This is a genomic window from Microbacterium resistens NBRC 103078, assembly GCF_001552355.1.
GTDB lineage: Bacteria > Actinomycetota > Actinomycetes > Actinomycetales > Microbacteriaceae > Microbacterium > Microbacterium resistens.
Genome location: NZ_BCRA01000121.1, coordinates 1 through 12735, shown reverse-complemented (window position 1 = coordinate 12735; position 12735 = coordinate 1). Strand labels below are relative to the sequence as shown.

Below are 12735 nucleotides of genomic sequence, written 5' to 3'. Positions count from 1 at the left end.
CCGTCCCGGCGCAGACCCTGCACGCCGATGCGGACGCCCGCTGGGCGATCCTGGCGGACGCGGGCACCCACACCCTCCGCATCGAGGCCGAGGCGGTGGCCGGCGGCGAGGCCGGCCCGCTCCGCGCCCGCTTCGGGCCCGACCCGAGGCACTCCCCGCCGCGGGGCGTCGAGGTCGTCTTGCGCCACGACGGCGAGCGCTTCGCCGGTGAGGTGCCGGTCAGCGTCGAGACGCTCATCCTCCCGGTCGCGCGACGGACTCTCCGGATCTGGGACGAGCGGATGACGCCGGTCCCGCTCGACCCCGAGCCGGCGGAGGTCCGCGACGCCGTGCTCCGTTTCGCCGCCGCGCGCATCGCCGACCCGTGGTCCCTCGCCGAGCGAGCCCTCTCCGCGGAGGACGCCCCGGAGGCGACCGCGTGACGGACGGGCCGCCGGCCGCCGAGGGGGCACCGGATCCGTTCGGACCCGGCGAGGATCCGTCCGCGGTCCGCGGAAGGATCCCGGCGACCGCACGCTGGCGACCGTACCGCGACCGCAACAACGACGGGGCGCGCAGCATGCAGCGCGGAGACCTCGCCCGCGGGGAGCAGCTTCTGCAGGAGGTCCTCGCGGCCACCGAGGACCCCGGATACGACGGCCGCGGAATCGACGGCGAGGCCCGCGACCTGCGGGCCCGGGCGATCCTGAACCTCGCCGCCGTGCGCGAATGGCAGGGACGGCTCGCCGAGGCGCTGGCCCTCACCGACGAGGGCATCGCCACCGCCGAGGCCGCGCTCGCGGAGATCGGCGACGAGCGGGCGACCCGCACCGTGCAGCTCAACGGCCAGCTCTCGCGCGTGCAGGTCCTGCATGCGCTGGATCGCAACGACGAGGCGCTCGCCGCGCTCGACGTGGCGGCCGCGGAGATCGAGGCCGCGGGCGAGGAACTGGATCAGCGGGACCTGCTGACCCTGTCCACGCACAACATCCGCACGGGGATCCTCATCCTCGTCGGACGCCTCGCCGAGGCGGAGGCCGAGGCGCACCGCACGATCGAGGCGGCGATGGCGTTCGAGCCCGCCCTCGCCGCGCACGCGTACACGAACCTCGGGGTCATCGCCCAGCGCACCGGGGACCCGCGCGCCGAGGAGTACCTGCGCATGGCCGCACAGATGCAGGGCGAGCAGGGCGACGCCGCGACCCGGCAGCTCGCGGTCGAGAACCTCGCCCGATCGGCGCTGCAGGACGGTCGGGTCGAGCAGGCGCAGGAGCTCTTCTCCGAGGCCGCGGACCTGGCCCGCGAGGCCGGGCTCGTCACCCGGCTCGCGGCGAGCAGGACCGGCCTGGCATCGGTCCTGCTGCAGACCCGGCGCACGGCGCAGGGGCTGAAGATCCTCCGCGGGCTCATCGAGGAGCTCACCGCGCTCGGCTCCGTGCACGAGCTGCGCGAGGCGTACGGGTTCCTCGGCGACGCCCAGTCCGCCCTCCTGAAGCACGCGGAGGCGCAGGAGTCGTACCTCGCGGCACGGGGTCTCGCCCGTGCGGTGCACGAGCGCTGCCGCGTGGACCTCCGGCGCGCCGAGGCGTACGCCGAGTGGGCGTCGGTGACGCCGCTGCCGGGGCGACGGATGCAGCGCCTGCGCACCGCTCTGGAGATCGCCGTGCCGGTGCTGCTCGCGACGGAGGCGCTGCGCGAGGACTTCCCGCCCGGACCGGTGCGCGAGCGGTGGGGGCTGGCCGTGACCGCCCCGGCGCGCGAGCTCGCGTTCCGTCTGGCGGGGGTGCTCCGGGAGGCCGAGCTGATGTTCGACCTCGTCGAGAACGCCGCGGCCTCCGCGACCCTGCAGTCCGAGGCGGTCCCGACCGGCACGACCGAGGCGCCCGGGATCGCGCCGCTGTTCGATCCGTTCCGGCGCGACGACCTGATCCCGTCGGATCCGGCCGCGGAGCGCGCGGATCCGGACGCCGCCCTGCTCCCCGCCGCCGCGTCCGGGCTGTGGGGAGGGTCCGGCTCCGCTTCGGTCCCGCGGTTCGCCCTGCCGCCGCGGGTGCGCCGCGCGCCCGGGACGGGAGCCGCCCTGGACGAGTGGATCGTCCGTGCCGAAGCCGAGTACGGCGTGCGGGTGCGCGCGGACACGGTGGTGGCGGCATGGTGAAGAACTGGCGGGAGATGCGCCTGCTCGGCCCGCCGGCCCTGGGGGCCCGGACGGACGGACGCGAGGTCCTCGTCGACCTCGGCGACCGACGGCCCACCGCCCGTGTCCGGTACGTGGACGCGGACGACCTCTACGTGAGCTGGGTGTGGGACCACCAGCTCGACTCGCCGCGCATGACCGTCCTCCCCCGGGCGGAGATCGCCCCGGTCCTCGGTCGGCTGGCCTGGGCGCTGCCGACGCCCCTCGCCGGGGAAGGGGGCACGGACGCCCTGCGCCGCGCGCTCTCGACCGGCGAGCTCCTGGACCGGGAGCGCGAGCGCTCGCTGGCCGCCGCGCTGACCGCCGCGCTGATGCCGGCCTGGCTGGGGCTGGAGCTGAACGCGCTCGAGCACGCCGGCCGACGCCCCCGTCTGCGGGTGCAGTCCTCCCCCTCGACCGCGCAGGTGCCGTGGGAGATGCTCGCGACCTCCGGGGAGGAGCGGACGATCGACATGGTCGACGTCTCGGCGCTGCTTCCCGCCACCCTCCGCAACGATCCCTCCCGGGCCGTCGCGCCCTGGGACCCGGAGGCGCCCGTCGTCGCGGTCGTGGATCCGGTCGTCCCCGGCTTCCCGGCGACGAGCGAGCTGGGCAGCGTGCTGGGCCCGGTGGCGGACGACGCCCCGCTGGCCGTGCGCATGCGGGAGCACGCCGCGCGACGGCATCCCCCCGCGGGCGACGATCCGCACAGCCGCATCCGCCGTGACGACATCACCCGGGAGCGACTGGCGCTCGAGCTGCAGGGCGCCTCCCGGCTGCTGTACGTCGGCCACGTCACCGCCTCGACGCACGCGCTCGACGCGCGCATGCACCTGTCCGACCCGGCGACCACGCCCGGCTCGGCGGGGACGCTCGGGCAGCACCGCCCGCTCTCCGCGGCCGACATCGCCCTCGGCACCTCGGCGATGGGTCCCCTCACCGCTCCGAACCGGGTCGCGCTGGTCGCCTGTGACTCCGGCGGGGACCTGCGCTACGCCGAGCCGACCGGGCTCGTCGCCGCCTTCGCCCACCGCGGCGCCGAGTACGTCACGGCGACCCGGTGGACCCTGCCGACCGACGCGGGCCTGCGCCGTTTCGTCCCGGGTCTGGGGGACGACGCCGAGGGGATGCTGGCCGAGGCGGTGCTGGCCGTCGACGCGGCGCACGACGCGGAGGATCCGGTCGCGACCCTGACGGCGTGGCAGCGCGCGCAGCGGGTCCGCTGGACCGAGACCGGGGACCGCCGCTTCAGCCCCCTCCTCTGGGGCGCGTTCACGACGACCTGGTCCCCGCCGCCGACGCCCGCCTGACCCCCGCCGCGCCTCCATCGGATGCGACGGGTCCGGATGTCGGCGGCAGCCGGGATGATGGACGGGTGGGTGCGACCGACGTCCTCGACCGATTCACCCCCGCGACCCAGGACTGGTTCCGCGGGGCGTTCACCGCGCCCACCCCGGCCCAGGCCGGAGCCTGGGAGGCGATCTCGGCGGGGAGGAACGCCCTGGTCGTCGCCCCGACGGGGTCGGGAAAGACGCTCTCCGCCTTCCTCTGGGCGATCGACCGGGTGTTCCGGGAGCGGACGGAGACCGCGGGAGCGGAACCCGATCCGGAGGAGACCGCGCCCCGGCGGCGCGGACGGCGCACGACGACCCCGGCCGAGGGCGTCTCGCGCACCCGCGTCCTCTACATCTCGCCACTGAAGGCGCTGGGGGTCGACGTCGAGCGCAATCTCCGCTCGCCGCTCATCGGCATCGGCCAGGCCGCCCGGCGGCTGGGGGTGCCCGCCCCCGCGGTGACCGTGGGCGTGCGCTCCGGGGACACGTCCTCGGCGGACCGCCGCAAGCTCCAGACCGATCCGCCCGACATCCTCATCACGACGCCCGAGTCCCTCTACCTCATGCTCACCAGCCGTGCGGGCGACACCCTCCGCGACGTCCACACGGTGATCATCGACGAGGTGCACGCCGTGGCGGCGACCAAGCGGGGCGCGCACCTGGCCGTCTCCCTGGAACGCCTGGACGCTCTGCGCCGCGGGCACGGCGCGGAGTCGCCCGTCCAGCGGATCGGGCTGTCCGCCACCGTCCGCCCGATCGACGAGGTGGCCCGTTTCCTGGGGGGCTCCCAGCCGGTGGAGATCGTGGCGCCGCGGGCCTCGAAGACGTTCGACCTGGACGTCGTCGTCCCCATCGACGACATGCTCAACCCGCCCCCGCCGCCCGGCGCCCCCGATCCGGCGGGCGCGGACGACGGATCGACGGGGTTCGCCGAGAACACCGAGGTCACCGGTTCCGTCTGGCCGCATGTCGAGGAGGCGATCGTCGACCGGATCCTCCAGAACAGCTCCACGATCGTGTTCGCGAACTCCCGGCGGCTGGCCGAGCGTCTCACGGGGCGGCTGAACGAGATCTACTCCGAGCGACTCGGCCTGGACCTGCCCGACGCCGCCGTCCCGGCCGCCAGTCCCGCCCAGTCGGGTTCGACCGCCGGTGCCGAGGCGGTCCTCGCCAAGGCGCACCACGGATCCGTCTCGAAGGAGCAGCGCGCCGTCGTCGAGGAGGAGCTGAAGGCGGGCATCCTGCGGTGCGTCGTCGCCACGAGCAGCCTGGAGCTCGGCATCGACATGGGCGCCGTGGACCTCGTGATCCAGGTCGAGGCGCCGCCGTCCGCCGCATCCGGCCTCCAGCGCGTGGGCCGCGCGGGCCACCAGGTCGGCGAGATCAGCCGCGCGTCCCTCTTCCCCAAGCACCGAGGGGACGTGCTGCACACAGCGATCGTGACCGAGCGCATGCTCGCCGGGCAGATCGAGGCCATCGCCGTGCCGCGCAACCCGCTCGACATCCTCGCCCAGCAGACCGTCGCGGCCTGCGCTCTGGATCCCATCGACGTCGAGCAGTGGTTCGACACCGTGCGCCGCAGCGCCCCCTTCGCGTCCCTCCCCCGATCCGCGTACGAGGCCACGCTGGATCTGCTGGCCGGCAGGTTCCCGTCCGACGAGTTCGCCGAGCTCCGCCCCCGCCTGGTGTGGGACCGAGACGCCGGGACGCTCACCGGGCGACCCGGCGCGCAGCGCATCGCGGTCACGAGCGGGGGCACGATTCCGGATCGTGGCCTGTTCGGCGTCTTCGTGGCCGGAGAGACCACCGGCGCCCGGGTCGGCGAGCTCGACGAGGAGATGGTCTACGAGTCGCGGGTGGGCGACGTCTTCACGCTGGGCACCACGAGCTGGCGGATCGCCGAGATCACGCACGACCGGGTGAACGTGATCCCCGCGTTCGGACAACCGGGACGGGTGCCGTTCTGGCACGGCGACGGTCTGGGGCGCCCGTATGAGCTCGGCGAGGCGCTGGGGAGGTTCACGCGCGAGGTCTCCGCGGCCACGCCGGACGAGGCGCGGGAGCGTCTGAGCGCCGCCGGGCTCGACGACCGCGCGCAGGCCAACCTGCTCGCCCATCTGCACGATCAGCGCGAGGCGACAGGGGCCCTCCCGACGGACCGGACGCTCACGGTCGAGCGCAGCAAGGACGAGATCGGTGACTGGCGGCTGATCCTGCACTCCCCCTACGGGCAGACGGTGCACGCGCCGTGGGCCCTCGCCGTCAACGCACGGGTCCGGGAGCGCCTGGGCGTGGAGGGATCGGCGGTCGCGAGCGACGACGGGATCATCGTCCGGATCCCCGACGCGGAGACCGATCCCCCCGGCGCCGAGCTGTTCGTGTTCGAGCCGGAGGAGCTCGAGCGGATCGTCACGGACGAGGTGGGCGGCTCCGCGCTGTTCGCCTCCCGGTTCCGGGAGTGCGCGGCCCGCGCCCTGCTCATGCCGCGGATGAACCCCACCCGCCGCACCCCGCTGTGGCAGCAGCGGCAGCGGTCGGCGCAGCTGTTGGAGGTCGCGCGCAAGCACCCCACGTTCCCGATCATCCTGGAGACCCTGCGCGAGGTGCTGCAGGACGTGTACGACCTGCCGTCGCTGCGGCGGCTCGCGACGGCCATCGCCGATCGACGGATCCGGCTGGTCGAGACCCAGACGGCCCAGCCGTCCCCCTTCGCCCGCGACCTGCTGTTCGGCTACGTCGGCGCGTTCATGTACGAGGGCGACTCGCCGCTCGCCGAGCGACGGGCCGCGGCGCTGTCGGTGGATCCCGCTCTGCTCGGCGAGCTGCTGGGCACGGTCGAGATGCGGGAGCTCCTCGACCCGGACGTGATGACGCAGTTCGAGCGCGAGGTGCAACGGCTCGACCCGAGCCGCCGTGCGCGCGGTGTGGAGGGCGTCGCGGACCTGCTGCGCGTGCTCGGGCCGCTCGACGCCGCCGAGGTCGCGCTGCGCCTGGAGCCCGCGGAGGCCCCGCGGACACGGGATGAGGAGCACAGCGCGGAGCCGGCGCCGCTCGCCGTCCCCGCCCGGTCGTTGAGCGAGGAGCGAAGCACCGAGACGAAACGCGCCCAGCTCGCCCCCGACGCTCCCCCGCACGCGACGGAGGCCGAGGCGGCCGCGCACCTGGACGCGCTGGTGGCGGCCCGGCGGGCGATCGAGGTCACGGTCGGCGGCGTGCCGCGGGTGGCCGCCATCGAGGACGCCGGACGACTCCGCGACGCGCTCGGCGTGCCCCTGCCCGTCGGGATCCCGGTCGCCTTCCTCGAACCGGTCGCGGACCCGCTGGGCGACCTGCTCGCCCGCTACGCCCGCACCCACGCGCCGTTCCCCGCGTCCGCTCCGGCGAGCCGCTTCGGGCTCGGCGCCGCCGTCGTCCGGCACGCGCTGCAGCGGCTGGAGGGCGACGGGCGGGTGGCGAGCGGGTACTTCCTCCCGCCGACCGCATCCGGTTCCGAGGACGGGGAGTGGTGCGACGCCGAGGTGCTGCGGAGGCTGCGGATGCGCTCGCTCGCCGCGATCCGCGGCAGCGTCGAGCCCGTCGCCCCCGAGGCGTTCGCCCGATTCCTGCCGCAGTGGCAGCACCTGTCGCGTCCGCTCGAGGGGGTCGACGGCGTCGCCACGGTGGTCGAGCAGCTCGCCGGCGTGCCGATCCCGGCGAGCGCCTGGGAGTCGCTGGTCCTCCCCCAGCGCGTGCGCGACTACAGTCCGGCGATGCTGGACGAACTGCTGTCCTCCGGCGAAGTCGTGTGGTCCGGGCACGGCGCCCTGCCCGGTCGGGACGGCTGGGTCTCGCTGCATCCGGCCGACCTCGCGCCGTTCACGCTCCCCGACGCGGACGAGCCTGCGCTGAGCCCGGTGGAGGAGGACGCCGCGGACCCGCTCGAGCTCCGGCTGCGGTCCGTGCTCACGGGGCGCGGCGCCTTCTTCCCCGCGCAGTTGCGCGAGGCCGCCGAGGCCACGAGCGAGCAGGCCGTGCTCGAAGCACTGTGGAACCTGGTCTGGGCCGGCGAGGTGACCGGCGACACGTTCGCGCCCATCCGCGCCCTGCTGTCCGGCGGATCCCAGGCGCACCGGGTGACGCGCCGTGCTCCTCGCGCCCGCACGTTCCGCGGCGTCTCCCTGGCGCGCCCTTCGTCCGCCCGCCCCACGACGGCCGGCGGGCGCTGGTCGCTGCTGCCGGAGCGTGAGACCGACCCGTCCCGGCGGGCCACCGTGACCGCGGGGCTGCTCCTGGACCGCTACGGCGTCGTCACGCGGGGATCGGTGCAGGCGGAGGGAGTCCCGGGCGGCTTCGCGCAGGCCTACCGAGTCCTCGCGGGGTTCGAGGAGGCCGGGCACTGCCGCCGCGGATACGTGATCGAACACCTCGGCGCCGCCCAGTTCGCCGCCTCGACCACGGTCGATCGACTGCGCACCTTCGCCGGCCTCGCCGATCCGCCGCCCCGCTCGGCGGTCACGCTCGCCGCGACGGATCCGGCGAACCCCTACGGTGCCGCGCTCGCCTGGCCACGCCTCGACGAGGTGTCGCATCGCCCCGGCCGCAAGGCCGGCGCCGTGGTCGTCCTCGTCGACGGATCCCTCGTGCTCTATCTGGAGCGGGGCGGACGCACGGTGCTGGCGTTCGACGAGGACCCCGACACGCTGCGCGCCGCCGCCGCCGATCTCGCGGCGACCGCACGGGCCCGCCGCCTCGACACGCTGACCGTGGAGAAGGTGAACGGTCAGAGCATGTACGGCACCGAGCTCGGCTCCGCTCTCGGCCGGGTGCTGCAGGAGGCCGGGTTCGTGGCCACGCCGCGCGGGTTCACCCTCCGCAAGGCCGTCTGATGCCCCGATCCGTGGCGCAGCCTAGGGTGGGAACGTGATCGGTGAGTTCGGTGCCGGGGTCGCGACCCTGCTGCGCGGGTTCGGGCTGTGGCGTCGCCGTCCGGGCCTGATGGCGCTGGGCCTGCTCCCCGCCGTGATCGCCGCGGCGGTGCTGCTGGCCGCGCTGATCCCGCTCGCCCTGTCCCTGGGCCCCCTCGCCGACGCGCTCACCCCGTTCGCCGACGGGTGGATCCCCGGATGGCGCACGGCGCTGCGGATCGCCGTCGGCACGGTCGTGTTCGCGGCCGCGCTGGCGCTGGCTGCGGCCGTCTTCACCGCGCTCGCGCTGATCATCGGCGATCCGTTCTACCAGCGCATCTGGCGGGCGGTGGAACACGAGCGGGGCGCGCCGCCGGAGGGCGAGGGCTCCTTCTGGACGACGGTGGGCGAGGGCGTCCGCCTCGTGCTCGTGGGGGCGCTGACCGGCCTCGTCGTCCTGCTCGTCGGGCTCATCCCGGTCATCGGCGGCGTGGTCGGTGCCGTGCTCGGCGTCGTGCTGACCGGTCGGGTCCTCGCCCGGGAGCTCACCGGCCGCGCGTTCGACGCCCGGGAGCTCGACGGCCCGCAGCGCACCGCGATCCTGCGCAGCGGCCGGGCACGGACGCTGGGCTTCGGCGTCGCGACGCAGCTGTGCTTCCTCGTCCCGCTCGGGGCGGTGATCGTCATGCCTGCGGCGGTCGCCGGTGCGACCATGCTCGCCCGGGATCTCCTGGAACGCACGCCCCTCCCGACGCCCGAGGCCGCCGCGGCCTCCCGACCGCCCCTCGGCGGGACGCAGGATCGGGGCCCCGCTCTGCCCGGCGGATCGTCGGATGCCTGAGGGAGACACCGTCTTCCGCGTCGCGCGGCGGCTCGACCGTGCTCTGCGCGGAGGGGTCATCACGCGCTTCGACCTGCGCGTGCCGGAGCTCGCGACGGCCGACCTGCGCGGCGAGAGCATCGCCGACGTCACGGCGCGGGGCAAGCACCTCCTGATGCACGCGGGCGGGATGACCCTGCGCTCGCACTTGCGCATGGACGGCGCCTGGCACCTGTATCGTCCGGGCGAGCGGTGGCGCGCGCCGGCGTTCCGCGCCCGCGCGGTCGTCGGCACCGCAGAGGCGGAGGCCGTGGGCTTCGACGTGTCCATGCTCGTCTTGGTCCCCACCCGCGAGGAGGCCGCCCTCGTCGGGCACCTCGGGCCCGACCCGCTCGGTCCGGACTGGGACCCCGCCGAGGCGGCCCGCCGGATCCACGCCGATGCCCGGCCGATCCACGTCGCGCTCCTGGACCAGCGCAACGTCGCCGGGTTCGGCAACGAGTACGCCGCCGAGCTGCTGTTCCTCCGCGGCGTGCGGCCGACGACGCCGGCGCCGGACGTGGACGCCGCCGCCCTGGTGGCGCTCGGGGCTCGGACCATCCGCGCGAACATCGACCGGATCGACCGCACCTTCACCGGGATCGACCGGCGCGGACAGACGACCTGGGTGTACGGCCGAGCCCGGCGCCCGTGCCGGAGATGCGGGACCCCGATCGAGACGGGCGAGCTCGGCGCGAGCCCGACGGAGGAGCGGATCCTCTTCTGGTGCCCGACCTGTCAGCGATGAGGCAGGCGGAGCCTTGACCGCGCCCGCCGCACCGGAGGAGTCGACCACATGAACACCGAAGCACTGGTGGATCCGCGCGACGAGTGGATCCCGATCACGACCGGCGAGTCCGGCGACCGCGTCCTCCGCCGCGCCGACGGGGCCGTCTTCGCCAAGATCGCGGAGCCCGATCGCGTCGCCGACCTCGCCGCCGAGCGAGATCGCCTGGAATGGCTCGCCGGTCGCGGGATCGCCGCCCCGGAGCCTCGGGACTGGAGGGAGGGCGCGGACGGCGCCTGCCTCGTCATGACGGCGATCCCCGGCGTGCCGGCCTCCGAGCTCGCTGGGAAGGATCTCCTGGCCGCGTGGCCCTCGATCGCTCGGTGCCTCGCGGCCCTGCACGCGCTGGACGCCGCGACGTGTCCCTTCGACAGAGGCCTGGAGCGGATGTTCGCGCGCGCCCAGGACGTCGTCGGACGGGGCGCCGTCGATCCCGACTTCCTCCCGGACGAAGACCGCGGCACTCCGGCCCCGGAGCTGCTGGCCCGCGTGGAACGGGAGCTCGCGCGGCGACTGTCCCTCGAGTCGCACGAGGAGGTCGTGTGCCACGGGGATCCGTGCCTGCCGAACCTCCTCGTGGATCCCGAGACCCTGCGGTGCAACGGAATGATCGATCTGGGCCGGCTGGGTCGCGCGGATCGGTACGCCGACCTGGCGCTCCTGCGGGCCAACGCGGCCGAGAACTGGTCCTCCGCCGCGCAGGCGGAGGAGGCGGACGCGATCCTGTTCGCGACGCTCGGGATCACGGATCCGGACCTGGCCGCAGCGGCCTTCTACCTCCGGCTGGACCCCCTGACCTGGGGGTGAGGCCGCGCCGTGGGCGCCCCCGCATCGGATCCGATGCACGGGAATGAATCACGCCCCTCCGCGGTTGTCCATATATCCGGGGGAAAGCCCGGACACGGGAGGTTTTCGTGGGCAAGAACTACGTCGACATCGAGGACGACCAGGGCGGCACCCTGCGCTACCGCAAGCACGCCAACGGTCGAGGACTCGTCGCGCACGGCGCGAAGGTGCATCCGCTCGCGCACGTGGAGGCGGGTGCCTATGTCGAACCGGGCGCGAAGGTCGGGGCCGGGGCCCGGGTGGCCCGCGGCGCATGGATCGAGCCCGACGCCGTGATCGGCGTGGACGCGCGGATCGACGCGCACGCGCACATCGGCGCAGGCGCCACCGTCGGCGACGGGGCGAGCATCGGCGTGCGCACCGACATCGGGGCGGGTGCCAGGATCGCGCGCGGAGCGAAGATCGGCGACGACGAGACCGTCGCGGCGGGCATGCGGATCATGACCGACCGGAAGGGACTCTGGCTGGCGGCCTGAGCGCCTGAGGAGCACGTCGACGCCCGCGCCCGCCGCGCCGGCATGAGCGAGAGCGGGACCGCTCCCCCCGCGATCCCGCTCTCGCCGCTGCGCGCGGTGCGCTCAGCGTGAGCGCGTGCGTCGTTGTGCGGCGGCGAGGCTCGCCAGCGCGAGCGCGCCGATGAGCAGCCCGAAGTCGCGCAGTGCGATGTCGAGATAGCCGCCGACGCTGACGAGGCTCACGATGATGCCGGCGAGCCACGCGGCGACGAGGTAACCGCCCCATCGCGGCCACACGGCGACGACGATCCCCGCGACGATCTCGATCACGCCCACGATGGCCATCGCGGTCCGCGCGTCCCCCGGGATGAGGGCGTCCATCCAGGGAGCCAGATAGCGCTCCCAGTCGGGCGTCAGCACCCGGACGAACTTGTCCAGCCCGAACAGGATCGGCGCCACCGTGAAGACCGTCCGCAGCAGCAGGAACGCCTGCCGGTTGCCGTCCTGCGTCAACGGAAGACGGGTCTCGGTCATGGTGCTCATGTCGCCTCCTTTCTAAATAGTGTTTGTTTGTAAAATAGAGATGTGAGACGCTGAGCACAAGACCCCTGCGAGATCGAGGACGAGATGAGCATCGAGGACCACGCCGCCGGCATCGGCGCCCTGGCCGACCCGACCCGGCGAGCGCTCTACGAGTACGTCATCGGTCGCCCGGATCCCTCCGGGCGCGAGGCGGCCGCGGAGGCGGCCGGCGTCGCCGATCACATCGCGCGGTTCCACCTCGACAAGCTCGTGGACCTCGGCCTGCTCGAGGTCGAGTTCCGCCGGTTGAGCGGGCGGAGCGGCCCCGGTGCCGGGCGCCCCGCCAAGCTCTACCGTCGCGCCGCCGACACCATCGCCGTCTCCCTGCCGCCGCGCCGTTTCGACCTCGCCGGACACATCCTCGCGCGGGCGATCGAGGACGCCGACGGCACAGCACCGCTCTACGACGCCGTCCGCGACGTCGCCCGCGAAGAGGGCCGGATCGCGGGCGCGGCCGCATCCGAGGCCGACCCGGGCACGGCGCAGGACGAGCATCGTCTGCGGCAGGCGCTCCGCGCGATGGGCTACGAGCCGCGGACGGAGGGCGACGAGCTCGTCCTCGCCAACTGTCCGTTCGACGCGCTGGCACGCACGCACACCGCCCTCGTGTGCGGGATGAACCAGGCGTTCGTCGAAGGCATGATCGACGGGGCCCGGTGCACGGGCCTCGACGCCCGCCTCGCCCCGCACGAGGGGCGCTGCTGCGTCACCGTGACCGCCTCCGCCGCCCCGGTACGCTGAAGGCATGACGAGGAAGGGCGCCGGAGGCCGCCGCCCCCGCACCGGGAGCCCGCGTCCCGCCGCGGCGGGACGATCCCGGGCCGGCGTCGGAAG

Annotated in this window: 10 protein-coding genes; 9 read left to right on the top strand and 1 reads right to left on the bottom strand. The window is 74.7% G+C overall.

All coding sequences use genetic code 11. The features are described 5' to 3' along the window. The 8 genes from MR1_RS20220 to MR1_RS16385 form a co-directional block, all read left to right on the top strand. The coding region (locus MR1_RS20220) for a hypothetical protein (RefSeq protein ID WP_169797706.1) at positions 1–422 on the top strand (422 nt) is incomplete at its 5' end. Next, positions 419–2137: a YfgM family protein gene (locus MR1_RS16415; RefSeq protein WP_067249423.1), complete on the top strand. Its 1719-nt coding sequence runs from the start codon at positions 419–421 to the stop codon at positions 2135–2137. The genes MR1_RS20220 and MR1_RS16415, both read left to right, overlap by 4 nt. After that, positions 2131–3465: a CHAT domain-containing protein gene (locus tag MR1_RS16410; RefSeq protein ID WP_067249421.1), complete on the top strand. Its 1335-nt coding sequence runs from the start codon at positions 2131–2133 to the stop codon at positions 3463–3465. Before MR1_RS16415 ends, MR1_RS16410 begins: the two co-directional genes overlap by 7 nt. 65 nt (positions 3466–3530) lie before the next feature. Continuing rightward, the gene (locus MR1_RS16405; protein ID WP_067249426.1) at positions 3531–8354 is read left to right on the top strand and encodes an Lhr family ATP-dependent helicase; all 4824 of its coding nucleotides are present in this window, start codon (positions 3531–3533) and stop codon (positions 8352–8354) included. 34 nt (positions 8355–8388) lie between these two features. Then, complete coding sequence (locus MR1_RS16400) at positions 8389–9213, top strand: EI24 domain-containing protein (RefSeq protein ID WP_084344821.1); 825 nt, start codon at positions 8389–8391, stop codon at positions 9211–9213. Further along, positions 9206–9979 carry a DNA-formamidopyrimidine glycosylase family protein gene (locus MR1_RS16395; protein WP_067249417.1) on the top strand — a complete coding sequence of 258 codons (774 nt, stop codon included), beginning with the start codon at positions 9206–9208 and terminating at the stop codon, positions 9977–9979. Before MR1_RS16400 ends, MR1_RS16395 begins: the two co-directional genes overlap by 8 nt. A 48-nt stretch (positions 9980–10027) precedes the next feature. After that, entirely contained in the window at positions 10028–10825 is a 798-nt protein-coding gene (locus tag MR1_RS16390; protein WP_067249413.1) for an APH(3'') family aminoglycoside O-phosphotransferase, read from the top strand. A gap of 107 nt (positions 10826–10932) precedes the next feature. Then, on the top strand, positions 10933–11340 hold the full coding sequence (locus MR1_RS16385) for a transferase (RefSeq protein WP_067249410.1): 408 nt from the start codon (positions 10933–10935) through the stop codon (positions 11338–11340). A gap of 102 nt (positions 11341–11442) precedes the next feature. Here MR1_RS16385 and MR1_RS16380 read toward each other — a convergent pair whose 3' ends face one another. Continuing rightward, entirely contained in the window at positions 11443–11862 is a 420-nt protein-coding gene (locus tag MR1_RS16380) for a hypothetical protein (protein ID WP_067249407.1), read from the bottom strand. An 84-nt stretch (positions 11863–11946) separates the two neighbouring features. Here MR1_RS16380 and MR1_RS16375 point away from each other — a divergent pair, with 84 nt between their 5' ends. Then, positions 11947–12642 carry a helix-turn-helix transcriptional regulator gene (locus tag MR1_RS16375; protein ID WP_174522554.1) on the top strand — a complete coding sequence of 232 codons (696 nt, stop codon included), beginning with the start codon at positions 11947–11949 and terminating at the stop codon, positions 12640–12642. The last annotated feature ends 93 nt before the right edge of the window (positions 12643–12735 follow it).